Genomic DNA, 14,935 nt, shown 5'->3' with positions numbered 1-14,935 from the left:
GGCAGCGTACGGGCCCGGTCACACCAGGCGGATCGAATTTCCCTCCACCACGATGTTCTCCGCGGGCAGTGGCCGGGTGGCCGGCGGATGCGCCACCGCACCGTCCGTGATCTTGAACTTGCTGCCGTGGCACGGGCAGTCGATCGTGCCGTCCGCGACGGTGGAGACCAGGCACTGCTGATGGGTGCAGACCGCCGAGAACGCCTTGAACTGTCCTTCCTCGGGCTGGGTCACCACGACCTTCTCGTCGGCGAAGATCTTGCCGCCGCCCACCGGGATGGCGTCGGTCGTGGTCAGCTCCTGGCCGGGCGTCCCGCCGGACCGGCCGGGGGAGACGTCCGACGACGAGTCGCCGCCGGAGTCGCCGCAGCCGACGGTGAGCGCCGCGGCGCCCGCCGTGCCCGTCGCGATGAGGAGGTCGCGTCGCGTCGGACGGTTGGTCATGTCGTCACTCCGGGGTGTGCGCGAAGGGAGGCGAGAAGGTCGGGGGCGACCCGCTGCCGGGCGGGAGCAGCAGCATCTTCGCATCCGAAGCACTCAAGGAGTGGTAATTCGGGAACCGCACAACAAATCGCGCATTCGTCCCGTCCCGGGCGGCGTCTCAGCGTTCGGGCGCGGTACGTGGGCGGCGTACGGGCTGACTAGGCTGGACCTGCGGAAGACGATCGGTATGTCAGCGAGGAGCAGCGCCGTGGCGGTACGAGCGGTCCGGGGGGCCGTCCAGCTGGAGCGGGACGAGGCCGGCCACATGGACGAGCGGGTCGGAGCCCTGCTCACCGCCGTCCTCGAACGCAACGACCTCAGCGCGGACGACCTGATCAGCATCTGGTTCACGGCCACCCCCGACCTGCACAGCGACTTCCCCGCGGCCGCCGCCCGCAAGCTCGGGATCGTGGACGTCCCGCTGATCTGCGCGCAGGAACTCGACATCGAGGGCGCCATGCCCCGGGTCGTCCGGATCCTCGCGCACATCGAGTCCGACCGGCCCCGCGCCGACATCGCCCACGTCTACCTCGGGGCCGCGGCCGCCCTGCGCAAGGACATCGCCCAGTGAGAACCGCACTCGTCATCGGCACCGGACTCATCGGCACCTCCGCCGCCCTCGCCCTGTCCCAGCGGGGCGTCACCGTCCACCTCGCCGACCACGACCCCGAGCAGGCCCGTACGGCCGCCGCGCTCGGCGCCGGCACCGACGAGACGCCGCACGGGCCCGTCGACCTCGCGATCGTCGCCGCGCCGCCCGCCCACGTGGCGGCCGTCCTCGCCGACGCCATGCGCCGGGGCGTAGCCCGCGGCTACCTCGACGTCGCCAGTGTCAAGGGCGGCCCGCGTCGCGACCTGGAGGCGCTGGGCCTCGACCTGTCCGCCTACCTCGGCACCCACCCCATGTCGGGCCGGGAGAAGTCCGGCCCGCTCGCCGCCACCGGCGACCTCTTCGAGGGCCGCCCCTGGGTGCTCACCCCCACCCGCGACACCGACACCGAGGTGCTGAACCTCGCCCTGGAACTGGTCTCGCACTGCCGTGCCGTCCCGGTCGTCATGGACGCCGACGCCCACGACCGCGCGGTCGCCCTCGTCTCCCACATGCCCCACCTGATGTCCAGTATGGTCGCCGCCCGCCTGGCGGGCGCCGAGGAGGCGGCCGTACGGCTGTGCGGCCAGGGCGTACGGGACGTCACGAGGATCGCCGCCTCCGACCCCCGGATGTGGATCGACATCCTCTCCGCCAACCCCGGACCGGTCGCCGACCTGCTCACGGACGTCGCCGGCGACCTGGAGGAGACCGTCCGGGCGCTGCGGGCGCTGCAGTCCTCCGACGAGGACAAGCGGCGCGAGGGTGTCTCCGGCATCGAGGACGTCCTGCGCCGCGGGAACGCGGGCCAGGTACGGGTCCCCGGCAAGCACGGCACGGCCCCGCGCGTGTACGACGTCGTGGCCGTGCTCATCGACGACCAGCCCGGACAGCTGGCGCGGATCTTCGCCGACGCCGACCGGGCCGGCGTCAACATCGAGGACGTCCGCATCGAGCACGCCACCGGGCAGCAGGCCGGTCTGGTGCAGCTCATGGTGGAGCCCAAGGCGGCCCCGGTGCTCACCGCGGCCCTGCGGGAACGGGGCTGGGCGATCCGGCAGTAGACGGCCCCGCGGCCGGCGCGGGCCTCCCGTCCGGGCGCGGCCGGACGAGTGACGCGCGCCCGGTAACCTTGTGCGGGGCGCCCTCGCGTCCCCACACTCCCGCCCCACAGCACCAGGAAGGTGTCCTCCCGTGGAAAACGGTGCCGCCAAGCCCGTGATTGTCGCCATCGACGGCCCCTCCGGCACGGGCAAGTCGAGCACCTCGAAGGCCGTCGCCGCGCAGCTCGGACTGAGCTACCTGGACACCGGCGCCCAGTACCGGGCGATCACCTGGTGGATGGTGACCAACGGCATCGACATAGAGGACCCGTCCGCGATCGCCGCCGTGGCGGGCAAGCCCGAGATCGTCTCCGGCACCGACCCGTCCGGCCCGACGATCACCGTGGACGGCGTCGACGTGGCCGGCCCGATCCGCACCCAGGAGGTCACCTCCCAGGTCAGCGCGGTCAGCGCGGTGCCCGAGGTGCGCGCCCGGATCACCGAACTGCAGCGTTCCATCGCCACCTCCGCCGAGCGCGGCATCGTCGTCGAGGGACGCGACATCGGCACCACCGTCCTCCCCGACGCCGACCTGAAGATCTTCCTCACCGCCTCCGCGGAGGCCCGCGCCGCCCGCCGCAGCGGTGAGCTCAAGGGCGCCGACGTGCACTCCACCCGCGAGGCGCTGCTCAAGCGGGACGCGGCCGACTCCAGCCGCAAGACGTCCCCGCTGGCCAAGGCGGACGACGCGGTCGAGGTGGACACCACCGAGCTCACCCTCCAGCAGGTCATCGAGTGCGTCGTCACGCTCGTCGAGGAGAAGCGGGCCGCCCAGTGACAGCAGCATCCGAGCGCGGTGCCGACATCGGGCGGCGGATCGGCGTCGGCCTGATGTACGGGCTGTGGCGGCCGCGCGTCCTGGGCGCCTGGAAGGTGCCCGCCACCGGGCCGCTGATCCTCGCGGTCAACCACAGCCACAACATCGACGGGCCGATGGTGATGGGCGTCGCGCCCCGGCCCGTGCACTTCCTGATCAAGAAGGAAGCCTTCGTCGGCCCGCTCGACCCCTTCCTGACCGGCATCGGGCAGCTGAAGGTGGACCGGCACTCCGCCGACCGCACGGCCATCACGCGGGCGCTCGACGTGCTGGCCCAGGGCGGCGTCCTCGGCATATTCCCCGAGGGCACCCGGGGCGAGGGCGACTTCGCGTCGCTGCGCGCCGGGCTCGCGTACTTCGCCGTGCGCGGCGGCGCCCCGATCGTCCCGGTCGCGGTGCTGGGAAGTTCCGAGAAGCGCGGACGGTTGGTCAAGGGGCTGCCCCCGCTGCGGCACCGCGTGGACGTCGTCTTCGGCGACCCGTTCGACGCGGGCGACGGCAGCGGACGGCGCACCCGGCGTGCACTCGACGAGGCGACGGAGCGCATCCAGAAGGAGCTCACCGCCCACCTGGAAAACGCCAGGCGACTGACCGGTCGCTAGGCGACACTGAGTAGTGGATCAGCGGGTGGAACACCGGCCGATCCACCGATCACCACGAACGAAGGTACGGACTTCATGAACGACCACATCCACTCCGAGGGCTCGGGCGAGGAGCACGACCACGGAGCGCTTGGCGACGCCGAGTACGCGGAGTTCATGGAGCTCGCCGCGGAAGAGGGCTTCGACGTCGAGGACGTCGAGGGCGCGATCGAGGCGGCCGGGCACGGCCCGCTGCCCGTGCTCGCCGTCGTCGGCCGGCCCAATGTCGGCAAGTCGACCCTCGTCAACCGGATCATCGGCCGCCGCGAGGCCGTCGTCGAGGACAAGCCCGGCGTGACCCGCGACCGCGTCACCTACGAGGCCGAGTGGGCGGGCCGCCGCTTCAAGGTCGTCGACACCGGCGGCTGGGAGCAGGACGTCCTCGGCATCGACGCCTCCGTCGCCGCCCAGGCCGAGTACGCGATCGAGGCCGCCGACGCCGTCGTGTTCGTCGTCGACGCCAAGGTCGGCGCCACCGACACCGACGAGGCGGTCGTCCGGCTGCTGCGCAAGGCCGGCAAGCCCGTCGTGCTGGCCGCCAACAAGGTGGACGGCCCCAGCGGCGAGGCCGACGCGGCCTACCTGTGGTCCCTCGGGCTCGGCGAGCCCCACCCGGTCTCCGCGCTGCACGGCCGCGGCACCGGCGACATGCTGGACGCCGTCCTGGAGGTCCTGCCCACCGCGCCCGCGCAGACCTTCGGCGGCACCGCCGTCGGCGGCCCGCGCCGCGTCGCCCTCATCGGGCGCCCCAACGTCGGCAAGTCCTCCCTGCTGAACAAGGTGGCGGGCGAGGAGCGCGTCGTCGTCAACGAACTCGCCGGCACCACCCGCGACCCGGTCGACGAGCTGATCGAACTGGGCGGCGTCACCTGGAAGTTCGTCGACACCGCGGGCATCCGCAAGCGGGTGCACCTGCAGCAGGGCGCCGACTACTACGCCTCGCTGCGCACCGCGGCCGCCGTGGAGAAGGCCGAGGTCGCGGTCATCCTGATCGACGGCTCGGAGTCCATCTCCGTCCAGGACCAGCGGATCGTGACGATGGCCGTCGAGGCCGGCCGCGCCATGGTCATCGCCTACAACAAGTGGGACACCCTCGACGAGGAGCGCCGCTACTACCTGGAGCGGGAGATCGAGACCGAGTTCGGCCAGGTCTCCTGGGCGCCCCGGGTGAACGTCTCGGCCCGCACCGGGCGGCACATGGAGAAGCTGGTCCCGGCGATCGAGACGGCGCTGGCGGGTTGGGAGACCCGGGTCCCCACCGGCCGCCTGAACGCCTTCCTCGGTGAGCTGGTCGCCGCCCACCCGCACCCGATCCGCGGCGGCAAGCAGCCCCGCATCCTCTTCGGCACCCAGGCCGGCACCAAGCCGCCGCGGTTCGTGCTGTTCGCCTCCGGCTTCATCGAGGCGGGCTACCGCCGCTTCATCGAGCGCCGGCTGCGTGAGGAGTTCGGCTTCGAGGGCACGCCGATCCATATCTCCGTGCGCGTGCGCGAGAAGCGCGGCAAGAAGAAGTGACGACATGACGGAGGGGCGGTCCCGAACGGGACCGCCCCTCCGTCATGTCGTCAGCCCCTGCGCGCCGGCGGCAGCGCCGCGGGGACATGCTGCATCCCCGCGCCCTGGGGCCCGATGTGCCCGACGCGCTGCCACTGCGGCTGCTGCCCGCCGTGGTGCCGGGCGCTGTGCGCCCCCGCGCTGTAGGCGCTGTACGAGCTGCTGAACGACCCCGGGCGGTGGCCGCCGTAGGTGCCCGTGCCGCGGTGGATGTTCCCGAAGGCGACGAACCCCAGATCCTCCTCGCCGCTGCGGTCTCCCGGCAGGGAGCGGAAGGACTTGACGTACTCGGCGTAGAGCGCGTCGTAGATCGGCGTGGGCGAGGAGCCGCCCTGATAGCGGGGAACGTCGTATGCATGCACGTATGTCCAAACGACCCGGCACCCGAAGGGATGCGGCCGGGGAGCGGATGACGGGCCCGCCGGACGGGCGCGGTCAGGTCCCCGCGAGCGGCAGCGCGGCCGCCACGAGCTGCCCGTTGGCCGCCGCCTTGTCCAGTGCGCCGCGCAGCAGGTCCTCGCGGGGCTGGCGGCCGATGGAGCCGACGGGGGCCGCGAACATCAGCACCTGCTGGTGCTTGTTGGCGGCGGCCCGCCAGCCGTCGGTCACCTGGAGCGGCTGGTGGGCCTGCCACCAGGCCACCGGCTGACCGCCGTTCGGCCCCGGCTGCAGGACGGCGTGGAGCTGGCCCATGGCCAGCAGCACGGACCAGCCGTGCAGCACGGGCGGCACCTCCGCCAGTTCCGTCGCCGGCATGAACCCCTGCTCGATCAGCAGCGGCAGGAAGTCGTCGCCCGTGCCGGTCGCGCCGGGCCGCACGATCGGGCCGGTCGGCTCGACGACCAGGGCGGGGTGCAGCTCCCCGGCGATCAGGACCAGCCCGCTGGTCACGCCCAGCACGGCCTGCTCCGGCACGACCCGCTCGGGCTCCGGGTCGACGCGGTCGCCGGTGATGGACTTCACCGCTCCGCGCAGCTGGTCCTCGGTGACCTGGACGACCTGCGAGGGCAGACAGGTGGCGTGGGCGAAGGCGAGGACGGCGGTCTCCTCGCCGATGAACAGGACGGTGCTGGTGCGCTCCTGTCCGGAGTCGCCCGGGGTGCGGCAGGACGTGCAGTCGTAGCTGCCCGGGGCGTTCCCCCCGGCGAGCAGCCGGTCGGCTTCCTCGTCGCCGATCTCGGCACGTACCTCGTCGCTGACGTCGAGCATGCGCGGCACGGATGGCTCCCTCGGGATGTGGCGTGGCGGGGCCGGGTGGCTCCCGGCCCGTGAACCGGGCTGGTCCCGGGCTCATGAAGAAGACAACGGGCGATCTGTGGCGGGAGTCACGCATCAGGGCGAACGGAATCGAACCATCCGACGCACTCGGTCACCATCGGTCCGTAATCGCCTACTCACCGTCAAGTGGAGGAAAATGTAGGGGAGTTGGTTGCGTGGGGTGCGTCACAGAGGAGCGCGGCCGATGGTCGACAAATCCCGAAATCAGGGAATGAAGTGGGTGGCCGAAAATCGCCGATACCCGAGGTAACGGCGAACTGGCCTGGAACGACGATCAGTTGGTTGAAGCCGGGCGGCCCGGCTCCTTAGATTCCTCCGCCGTGTGCAACGAGCACCGCCCGGGTACGTCCGCCAACCGGCCAGCAGCACCGGCCGGAACGCAACTCCAGCCTCCCGGCGGACGGGGCGGGGCGCCGGCCACGCGTCCCACGGCGCGTACGGCGGCGTACCGCCCGAGGAGCCCGGGTCCTCGGAGAGGGAACCATATGTCCGAATGTGCCGATACCACTCATCGCGACGTCCGCCGGACGGCGAAGGCCCCCGGCGGAAGCCGGGCCAGGACGGGAGCGGTCCTCGCCGGAGCGGCACTGCTCGCTCCGCTCGGACTGCTGGCGGCCACCGGCGACGCCACGGCGGCGGACAGCGGCGTGTGGGACCGCATCGCCCGGTGCGAGAGCGGCGGAAACTGGCACATCAACACCGGCAACGGCTACTACGGCGGGCTCCAGTTCGCCGCCTCCACCTGGCGTGCCTACGGCGGCACCGCCTACGCGCCCACGGCGGACCGCGCGTCCAGGGAGCAGCAGATCGCCGTGGCCACCAAGGTGCAGCGCGCCCAGGGTTGGAACGCCTGGCCCACCTGTTCGGCGCGGGCCGGCGCCAACGGCGGCGCACCGGCGGCCTCCTCCCCGCCCGCCGCGGCGAAGAAGACGCCCCCGTCGCCCACTCCGGCGCGCACGGCGGACCGTCAGGACGGACACCCCGCGCGCGGCTCCTCGCGGGGTGACTACACCGTCCGCGCGGGCGACACGCTGAGCGGCATCGCCGCCCGGCACGGCACCACCTGGCAGCGGCTGCACGCCGCCAACCGGGCCGTCATCGGCGACGACCCCGACCTGATCGTGCCGGGACAGCGGCTCGAACTCTGACCCGCGCACGCCTGATGAGGGCCCCGCCCGGTCCGCCGACCGGGTGGGGCCCGGCCGTTGTCGGACGCGCCGCGCCGGGGCGGCCGTAAGGAGCTGCCTAGCGTGCTCATATGAAGAACGCACCGCTGACCATCGTCCTGGCCGCCGTCCTGCTGACCGCCGTCACCCCGGGGACGTCGCAGGCCACGTACGCCCCCCGGGGGGCCTCCGCACCCCATATGTCCGGGCCTCCGCCCAAACCCGCGTCCCTGAGCTGTGCCAAGGACAACTGGCCCTGGGGCTGTGTCGCCCAGTGCGAGAGCGGCGGCGACTGGGACATCAACACCGGCAACGGCCACTACGGCGGGCTGCAGTTCTCGCAGTCCACCTGGGAGAGCTTCGGCGGGCTGAAGTTCGCCCCGCGCGCGGACCTCGCCACCCGCGACGAGCAGATCACCATCGCCGTGAAGGTGGTGGCGGTCCAGGGCTGGGGCGCCTGGCCGCAGTGCTCCCGGCGGTACGGGCTGAGCGGCCGTATGACGCTGGAGAAGCCGGCCGTCACGAAGCCCGGCAAGAACAGCAAGCCGGGCACCGAGAAGCAGGCGAAGCCCGCGAAGCCCGCCAAGAACGACAAGACGAACGACAAGACGGAGAAGGCTGAGAAGGCCGAGAAGGCGGACAAGGCCGAGAAGCCGGCCAAGGGGCAGAAGCCCGCCCAGGGTGACGGGTCGGCGCAGGGCGAGTCGAAGAAGCAGAGCAAGCCCGGCGCGTCCGGGCCGGGTTCCGGTTCCGGTACGTCGACAGCGGCCGGCAAGTCCCCGAAGACCGCCCCGGTGACCAAGCCCGGGGAGGCCACCGCCCCCGGCTGGGACACGGGCGCCGCCGGGCAGCCCGCCTACCCCGACCACCGGCTCGAGGACCTGCTCATCCCCGGCGCGCTGCTGCTCATGCCGAGGGGGTCGACCCTCCTGCCCGTGCCGCATTCCGGCGCCGGTACTCAGCGGTCTCACCACTGAAGACGACCGCTCCACGCCGCAGTTCGTGGACGACGGCCGCCCGCTCCCGCAGGGCGGGCGGCAGTCGTTGCTCGGCGACGATCACGCACGCGTCGAGCCCGGCCAGCAGGTCGTACGTCCGGGCCGCCACCGCCGGTGCCATGCCCTGCGCGGGCTCGTCCACCAGGACGACCCGCGCGCGGGCCGTCAGGGCGCGGGACAGGGCCAGCATCCGCTGCTCGCCCCCGGAGAGCGTGCCGGCGCGGCGCGCGAGGAGCGGGACGAGCGCCGGGTAGGCGTCCAGGGCCATCTCGGGGGAGGGGGAGGCGAGTTCGAGGTTCTCGCGCACGGTGAGGGAGCCGAACACCGCCCGGTGCTCGGGCACCAGGCACATCCCCCGGCGGGCCCGCTCGTACGCGGGCGTCCGGGTGACGTCGACGCCGTCCCACACGACCGCGCCCGCCGCCAGGGGCACCACCCCGGCCAGGGCCCGCAGGACGGTCGTCCGGCCGCTGCCGTTGCGTCCCAGCAGCACGGTGACGCCCGGTCCGGCGGCGGCGAGTGTGACGCCGTGCAGGGCCTCCAGGGGGCCGTGGCGCACGCGCGCGTGGCGTAGGGAGACGGTCGTCATGCGGGTGCCTCCAGGGTTTCGGCCGTGTCGAGGACCGTGCCGGGTGGGCCGGAGGCGACGATGCGGCCCGCCGCCATGACGTGCACGGTGTCGGCGAGGTCCGCGACCAGGTCGAGGTCGTGCTCCACGACGAGCAGGGCCGTGCCGTCGGCCGCGAGGGCCCGCAGGATCCGGGCGAGCGCGGCGACCTCCGCCGTGTCGAGTCCGGCGGCGGGTTCGTCGAGCAGGAGGACACGCGGGTCGCCGGCGAGCGCCCGGGCGAGTTCGACACGGCGGAGCGTGCCGGTGGGGAGCCCGGCGGCGGGCAGCGCGCGGAGGGGGCCGTCCAGCCCGAGCAGCCGCAGGGCCCGCTCCACGGCCGCCGGGTCACGGACCCGGCCCTGCTCGGCGCCCACGCGGACGTTCTCCGCCACGGTCAGCGAGGGGAAGACGGCCAGCTGCTGAAAGGTACGGGCGACACCGAGCCGGGTCCGGGCGTGGGCGGGCAGCCGCGTGACGTCACGTCCGCCCAGCAGGACCTGCCCGCGCGCGGGGTGGTGGGTGCCGGCCAGGCAGTGGAAGAGGGTGCTCTTGCCCGCCCCGTTGGGCCCCACGACCGCGGTGATCCCACCCGCCGGCACGGCAAGGCCGACGCCGTCCAGGGCGGTGAAGCCGCCGTAGTGGGCCCGCAGCCCTCGAGCTTCGAGCACGGCCCGTGCGGGGCCCTGAGCCCGGGCAGGGGGCGGGGCCGCCCCCACGGGTGCGTACGCCGCCGGACCAGCCCGCGCCTGCCTCTCGGCCGACGCGCCGGCCGCGCCTGCGGGGCGCAGCGGTCTCCGGATGCGTGCGGCCGGCTTGGCGGGTGGGGCGGTGGGTTCCCCGTGCTCGGTGGGCTCCGCGCCTGGCAACCCCTCGGGGCCGGCTTCTTCGTGTGAGGTCTCGGGACCGGCTGGCGGGCGCGGCGGGGCGCCCGACGTGTCCCGCCGGGCTGTTGGCCCCGCGACAGCGGGAGTTGTGGGTTCTCCGCTCCCAGCCGCGCCCGCGCGTGTGTCCTCCCCACGACGGCGTCCCCCGGCGGCCCCCAGCTCCGGACCCGTCCCCTGACCCGCCCGGCCCGGCACCTGCCCGGGTTCCCCGGCCGCCCGTGACGCCGTGAGCCCTGTCGGGTGGGGAGCCGGGCTCGGGGGGCCTCCTGGGGGCAGGCGCCGTCGCGTTCGGGTGCCCAGGGCCGTCAGGCGAGGGGTGCGGGTCCGAACCGGGGTGGCCGTGCGCAGCGTGTCGTGGAGCCCGCCCGGCAGGCGGCCCGCCAAGGTGGCAAGGACGCCGATCAGGGCCGCCGCGAGGCCGCCTCCGGTGCCCGCGTCGAGGCCTACGAGGAGGGCCGCGGCGGCGAGGGCGCCGAGGGTGCTGTCGGCGCCCAGCGCCATCACCGCGGCGAACCAGAGCAGGCTGCGGACCGGGTCGTAGGCGGCCGGATCGAAGGCGCGCAGGCCCATGCCGAGCATGCCGCCGCCCAGGGCCGCGAGGGCCGCGCCCGCGACGAACGCCAGCAGTTTCAGGGACGGCACCCACACGCCCGCCGCCGACGCCCCCGGCGCGTGGTCCCGTATCGCCGCGAGGGCCCGCCCGGCGCGGCCCCGGCGCAGCAGCCAGGCCGCGAGCAGCGCGACGGCCAGCAGCGCCAGTTCGAGGACGTAGTACGCGCGGTCGTCGTCGAAGCCGGCCGGGCGGTCCAGGGAGAGTCCGGAGACCGCGTAGGGCTGCGCGAACACGAAGCGGCTGACGCCCACGCCCACCGCGAACGTGACCAGCGCCGGCGCCAGCCCCCGGCGGCTGATCGCCGGCCGGCCCGTGAGGAGGCCCAGCGGGGCCACCAGGACCACGGCCACCACCAGCGCCGCCAGTTCCGGCAGCCGGGGCAGGCCGGGGAAGCGCCCCGCCGCCAGCAGGGCCGTGAACAGGGCGCCCAGACCGGCGTAGGCGGCCTGGCCGAGGGAGATCTGGCCGCCGCGGCCCGTGACGACCACGAGGGACAGCAGCACCACCGCCAGGGCCGGCACCTGCACCGACGTATGCAGGTCCGTGCCCGCGAGGCCCAGCGGGAGGAGGAAGAGGACGGCCGCCACGATCCGGACGCCCGCCGGGACCGGCCGGCGCACGGCCGCCGGGCGGGGGAGCACGGCCTCGTGGCCGCCCGGCCGGGGCAGTGCCAGGGCCGCGACCAGCAGCGCCACCACGAACAGGTTGGTGCCGACGGCCTGGACGAGCGGGGCCGCCCAGCCCGACGGGTGGAGCCGCGTCAGCTGGCTCTGCGCCACCCCGATGAGCAGCGCCGCCACCACCGCCACCGGCAGGCTCCGCATCCGCGCGGCCACCGCGACCGCCACCACCTCCATCACCAGCAGCGGCAGCCCGTACGGGTCCAGCCGCACGGCCGGCGCGAGCAGCACCCCCGTCAGCCCGGCGGTGAACGCGCCGAACGCCCAGCCGGCCGCCGCCACCCGGTCCGCGTCGACGCCCGCGAGGACCGCCAGCTCCCGGTCGTCCACGACCGCCCGCAGCTCCCGGCCGAAACGCGTCCAGCGGACGACCGCGCCCACGCCCGCCGCCAGCACCAGGGCCGCCCCGAGCTGCCCCCACGGCTCTCCCGGCAGCAGCCGCGGCGCGTCGTCCCGCGCGCCCTGGCCCCACAGCAGTGCCGCCCCGCCCACCAGCAGCACGAACACACCGATCGACGCGACCAGCGTGCGCGCCGGATCGTTGCCCGCCATCGCCATGGGCCGGAACACGAGCCGTTCCAGGACCATCCCGATGCCAGGCGCGAGGACCAGCAGCGTGAGGACCGCGCCCGCCCACAGCGGCCAGCCCCACTCGACCACGCACTGCCGCAGCACATACGCGCACACCATGGCGATCGCGCCGTGCGCGAAGTTCAGCACGCCGGTCGCCCGGTAGGTGACGACCAGGCCGATCCCGGTGAGCGCGGCGGCGGCGCCGACCGACAGACCGGCCAGCGTGAGGTCGTAGGTCAGGCCGGACATCAGTCGTCCGCTTCGGCCGGCTCACAGATCGGGCAGGGGCTCAGGTCCCCGCCGCGCACCAGCTCGGCGTCCACCGGCACGGCCTCCGCCTTCCCGGCGACCAGCGGGCAGTCCGCCCGGTGCCACAGGGTGCCCCCGGGCACCATCAGCAGCCTCCCGCTGACCGCGAGCGGCGCCGCCGCCGACGGCGCGCCCCGCTCGGAGTCGTCCGGCTCGGCGGCGACGAGCAGCCCGTACAGCTCCTCCACGCGCGCGGCCGCGAGCGCGCCCCGCCCGTGGGCGAGCAACACCGCCCCGGCGACGATCAGCGCCGCGCCGGGCACCGTGCAGGAGGCCAGATACGGCAGCTGCCGCTCGGCGAACCGCTCGCCCGAGACGCCGTACCAGCCGATGACACAGAGCACCGCGCCCGCGGCGAGCGCGGCCCAGCCGGCCCACAGGACGGGGTGCACGGTCCGCAGTCGCGTCGTCCGCATCGCTGGCTCCCACACGTCGCCTCGATGTGCATGCGCCCGCTTCGTACGCATGTGCCTGCCCATGTCAGCCAATGGCTTGCACTATGCCTCGCGCAAGCCGACCCTGAAAACACCGGGCCTCCACGGCCCGGATCGACACCCCGGTGGTGAGCCAGATGGTTCTCGGGAGCGACCTCAGGCACAGCGGCACCCGCAGGGGACGGGGGACGGCGGCCGTCGCCGCCCTGCTCCTCGCCCTCGGTCCGGCCCTCGCGGCGTGCGGCGACGACGACGGAGGCGGTGGCAGCTCCACCCCGCCGTCCCCCACCGCCGAACGGACCGGACGGTCGCCGGCGGCCACCGCACCCGCCGACCCGCAGGCGGCGACGACGGAGATCAAGCAGAACTGGCAGAAGTTCTTCGACCCGGAGACGTCCCTGGAGGAGAAGCAGGCCGTCCTGGAGAACGGCGACCGGATGGCGCCGGTCCTGCGGGCGTTCGGCGGCGACGAGCGCGGCGGCCAGGTGCAGGCGAAGGTGTCGAAGGTCGAGTTCACCTCACCGACCGAGGCGAACGTGACGTACGACCTGACGCTCAAGGGCACCACCGCCCTGCCGGACGCGTCCGGGACCGCCGTGGAGCAGGGCGGCACCTGGAAGGTGTCCGTGAAGACGCTGTGCGCGCTGGTCCGGATGAGCGGCGATGGGTCGCCGGTCCCGGGGTGCTGAGGCGGCGATCGCCGTGATGGTGCTGGCCCTCGGGACCGCCTGCGGCAGCCGGCTGCCGGAGAGCGACTTCGCCCACCGCGACCGGGACGGATCCTCCCCGCCCGCCGACCGCGCCCCGATCCGCGTCGGCATCGTCACCAGCGCCACCAGCCCCGTCGGCGGCAGCGCCTTCACCGGGCCGCGCGACGGCGCCCGGGCCTGGTTCGACCGGCTCAACGCACGCGGCGGCATCGACGGCCGCCGGGTCGAGGTACGGCTGTGCGACGACGGCGGCAGCGGCGTCGGCAACAACGAGTGCGTGCACCGCCTCGTCGACGAGGACGAGGTGGTCGCCCTCGTCGCCACCACGGCCCTCGACTACGCCGGCGCCCCGCGCGTCTCCCGCGCGCGGGTGCCCGACATCGGGGGCCAGCCCATCGGGGCCGCCTACGACACCTATCCGCACCTGTACGGCATCTACGGCAGCCTCGCGCCCCGCGACGGCACCACCGGCTGGGACGGCGTCCAGTACGGCGGCACCGAGGTCTACCGGTACTTCAAGCGCGAGCACGGCGCCCGCACGGCCGCCGTCGTGTCGTACAACCAGCCGGCGTCCGCCGCCTACGCCCGGCTCGTGGAACGCGGCCTGAAGGCCGAGGGCTACAAGGTGGTCACCGAGCAGGTCGACTTCGCGCTGCCCAACTTCCGCGCGGTGGCGGCCGACCTGAAGGAGCAGGGCGCCGACCTCGTCTTCGACGCCGTCGACGGGCACGGCAACGCCCAGTTGTGCGAGGCGATGGACGAGGTGGGCGCCTCCGTCACCGCCAAGGTCACCAACGTGCAGAACTGGACGTCCACCGTCGCCGAGGACTACAAGGACGCCCCGCGCTGCCGCAACGCCCTGTGGGCGACTGGCTCGTCCCGCAACTTCGAGGACACCGCCCACCCCGCCGTACGCGAGTTCCGGGACGCGACGAAAGGGCTCCCGGCGCACTCCCAGTGGCAGTTGGAGGGCTGGGCGGCGGCCCGCTGGTTCACCGAGGCGGCGCGGGCGTGCGCGGACCGGGGCGTCACCCGCGCGTGCGTGGACGACCACATCAACCGCGGTGAGGGGTTCACCGCGGGCGGGCTGCTGCTCCCCGTCGTGTTCGAGCGGCTGCCCGAGCCGCCGAAGAGCCGCCGGACCTGTCTGTCGGTGGCCCGCTGGGAGGACGGCCGGGGCTGGGTCTCCCAGGGAGACATGAACCGCACGTGCTTCGAGGTGCCGCAACTGCCGTACCGGCCCTGAGGGGCAACCAAACGGCGGCATCGCCGGTCCAACCGACGTAGCCCAGAGCCGAGGAGGAACCGCAGCGCATGACGACCGTGCCGCAGGCCGCGCCCCTGCGCGCCGACTGCATCGCCGACTCGGCCGGCGGGCTGACGTTCGACGTCACCGCCCCCGACGCGAACGACACGGCCCATCTCGTGCTGCGCCACCGCGAGGGGCCCGAGGAGGTCATGCTGCCGCTCGCCCCGGCGGCCCGGGGCCGGCT

Annotated in this window: 15 protein-coding genes; 9 read left to right on the top strand and 6 right to left on the bottom strand. The window is 74.2% G+C overall.

The annotated features are described in order from the left end of the window. Positions 1 to 18: 18 nt before the first annotated feature. Positions 19 to 444: a Rieske (2Fe-2S) protein gene (locus F8R89_RS07925; RefSeq protein ID WP_151783294.1), complete on the bottom strand. Its 426-nt coding sequence runs from the start codon at positions 442 to 444 to the stop codon at positions 19 to 21. A gap of 247 nt (positions 445 to 691) precedes the next feature. On the opposite strand from F8R89_RS07925, the gene aroH reads away from it, so the two are divergent. From aroH to der, 5 genes are all read left to right on the top strand, one after another. After that, positions 692 to 1,054 (top strand): chorismate mutase, encoded by a 363-nt coding sequence (aroH, locus tag F8R89_RS07920; protein WP_151783293.1) that lies wholly within the window; start codon positions 692 to 694, stop codon positions 1,052 to 1,054. Beyond that, positions 1,051 to 2,136 carry a prephenate dehydrogenase gene (locus tag F8R89_RS07915; protein ID WP_151783292.1) on the top strand — a complete coding sequence of 362 codons (1,086 nt, stop codon included), beginning with the start codon at positions 1,051 to 1,053 and terminating at the stop codon, positions 2,134 to 2,136. The genes aroH and F8R89_RS07915 overlap by 4 nt, the downstream gene beginning before the upstream one ends. Positions 2,137 to 2,266: 130 nt before the next feature. Further along, positions 2,267 to 2,953 carry a (d)CMP kinase gene (gene cmk, locus F8R89_RS07910; RefSeq protein WP_151783291.1) on the top strand — a complete coding sequence of 229 codons (687 nt, stop codon included), beginning with the start codon at positions 2,267 to 2,269 and terminating at the stop codon, positions 2,951 to 2,953. Between the two features lie 53 nt (positions 2,954 to 3,006). After that, the gene (locus F8R89_RS07905; protein ID WP_225994620.1) at positions 3,007 to 3,594 is read left to right on the top strand and encodes a lysophospholipid acyltransferase family protein; all 588 of its coding nucleotides are present in this window, start codon (positions 3,007 to 3,009) and stop codon (positions 3,592 to 3,594) included. A gap of 75 nt (positions 3,595 to 3,669) precedes the next feature. Continuing rightward, positions 3,670 to 5,148 carry a ribosome biogenesis GTPase Der gene (der, locus tag F8R89_RS07900; protein WP_151783289.1) on the top strand — a complete coding sequence of 493 codons (1,479 nt, stop codon included), beginning with the start codon at positions 3,670 to 3,672 and terminating at the stop codon, positions 5,146 to 5,148. Between the two features lie 50 nt (positions 5,149 to 5,198). On the opposite strand, the gene F8R89_RS07895 is transcribed toward der, so the two are convergent. Further along, positions 5,199 to 5,549, bottom strand: coding sequence for a hypothetical protein (locus F8R89_RS07895; protein ID WP_151783288.1), 351 nt, complete (start codon positions 5,547 to 5,549; stop codon positions 5,199 to 5,201). Positions 5,550 to 5,622: 73 nt separating this feature from the next. After that, positions 5,623 to 6,405 (bottom strand): hypothetical protein, encoded by a 783-nt coding sequence (locus tag F8R89_RS07890; RefSeq protein ID WP_151783287.1) that lies wholly within the window; start codon positions 6,403 to 6,405, stop codon positions 5,623 to 5,625. Between the two features lie 545 nt (positions 6,406 to 6,950). On the opposite strand from F8R89_RS07890, the gene F8R89_RS07885 reads away from it, so the two are divergent. Together F8R89_RS07885 and F8R89_RS37335 are read left to right on the top strand one after the other, a co-directional pair. Then, positions 6,951 to 7,613, top strand: a complete 663-nt coding sequence (locus F8R89_RS07885; protein ID WP_151783286.1) for a transglycosylase family protein — start codon at positions 6,951 to 6,953, stop codon at positions 7,611 to 7,613. A 110-nt stretch (positions 7,614 to 7,723) separates the two neighbouring features. Continuing rightward, the gene (locus F8R89_RS37335) at positions 7,724 to 8,608 is read left to right on the top strand and encodes a transglycosylase family protein (RefSeq protein ID WP_413251242.1); all 885 of its coding nucleotides are present in this window, start codon (positions 7,724 to 7,726) and stop codon (positions 8,606 to 8,608) included. Here F8R89_RS37335 and F8R89_RS07875 read toward each other — a convergent pair. Genes F8R89_RS07875 through F8R89_RS07865 form a run of 3 tightly spaced genes read right to left on the bottom strand, consistent with a single transcriptional unit; the run spans position 8,538 to position 12,714 of the window. Further along, positions 8,538 to 9,218 carry an ATP-binding cassette domain-containing protein gene (locus F8R89_RS07875; RefSeq protein WP_151783285.1) on the bottom strand — a complete coding sequence of 227 codons (681 nt, stop codon included), beginning with the start codon at positions 9,216 to 9,218 and terminating at the stop codon, positions 8,538 to 8,540. The genes F8R89_RS37335 and F8R89_RS07875 overlap by 71 nt on opposite strands. Continuing rightward, positions 9,215 to 12,238, bottom strand: coding sequence for an ABC transporter permease subunit (locus tag F8R89_RS07870; RefSeq protein WP_151783284.1), 3,024 nt, complete (start codon positions 12,236 to 12,238; stop codon positions 9,215 to 9,217). The genes F8R89_RS07875 and F8R89_RS07870 overlap by 4 nt, the downstream gene beginning before the upstream one ends. After that, positions 12,238 to 12,714, bottom strand: coding sequence for a hypothetical protein (locus tag F8R89_RS07865; protein WP_151783283.1), 477 nt, complete (start codon positions 12,712 to 12,714; stop codon positions 12,238 to 12,240). The genes F8R89_RS07870 and F8R89_RS07865 overlap by 1 nt, the downstream gene beginning before the upstream one ends. 155 nt (positions 12,715 to 12,869) lie before the next feature. Here F8R89_RS07865 and F8R89_RS07860 point away from each other — a divergent pair, with 155 nt between their 5' ends. Beyond that, positions 12,870 to 13,421 (top strand): hypothetical protein, encoded by a 552-nt coding sequence (locus F8R89_RS07860; protein WP_151783282.1) that lies wholly within the window; start codon positions 12,870 to 12,872, stop codon positions 13,419 to 13,421. Continuing rightward, positions 13,396 to 14,688, top strand: coding sequence for an ABC transporter substrate-binding protein (locus tag F8R89_RS07855; RefSeq protein WP_151783281.1), 1,293 nt, complete (start codon positions 13,396 to 13,398; stop codon positions 14,686 to 14,688). Before F8R89_RS07860 ends, F8R89_RS07855 begins: the two co-directional genes overlap by 26 nt. Positions 14,689 to 14,935 lie beyond the last annotated feature (247 nt).

This window comes from Streptomyces sp. SS1-1 (assembly GCF_008973465.1).
In the GTDB taxonomy this organism is placed as follows: domain Bacteria; phylum Actinomycetota; class Actinomycetes; order Streptomycetales; family Streptomycetaceae; genus Streptomyces.
The sequence above is the reverse complement of the archived record's forward strand: the minus strand, read 5'-3'. Positions and strand labels throughout refer to the sequence as shown.

Coding starts and splice junctions, on each gene's coding strand:
- F8R89_RS07925 (WP_151783294.1), bottom strand. CDS start 444: ATGACCAACCGTCCGACGCGACGCGACCTCCTCATCGCGACGGGCACG.
- F8R89_RS07905 (WP_225994620.1), top strand. CDS start 3,007: ATGTACGGGCTGTGGCGGCCGCGCGTCCTGGGCGCCTGGAAGGTGCCC.
- der (WP_151783289.1), top strand. CDS start 3,670: ATGAACGACCACATCCACTCCGAGGGCTCGGGCGAGGAGCACGACCAC.
- F8R89_RS07885 (WP_151783286.1), top strand. CDS start 6,951: ATGTCCGAATGTGCCGATACCACTCATCGCGACGTCCGCCGGACGGCG.
- F8R89_RS37335 (WP_413251242.1), top strand. CDS start 7,724: ATGAAGAACGCACCGCTGACCATCGTCCTGGCCGCCGTCCTGCTGACC.
- F8R89_RS07875 (WP_151783285.1), bottom strand. CDS start 9,218: ATGACGACCGTCTCCCTACGCCACGCGCGCGTGCGCCACGGCCCCCTG.
- F8R89_RS07870 (WP_151783284.1), bottom strand. CDS start 12,238: ATGTCCGGCCTGACCTACGACCTCACGCTGGCCGGTCTGTCGGTCGGC.
- F8R89_RS07865 (WP_151783283.1), bottom strand. CDS start 12,714: ATGCGGACGACGCGACTGCGGACCGTGCACCCCGTCCTGTGGGCCGGC.
- F8R89_RS07860 (WP_151783282.1), top strand. CDS start 12,870: ATGGTTCTCGGGAGCGACCTCAGGCACAGCGGCACCCGCAGGGGACGG.
- F8R89_RS07855 (WP_151783281.1), top strand. CDS start 13,396: ATGGGTCGCCGGTCCCGGGGTGCTGAGGCGGCGATCGCCGTGATGGTG.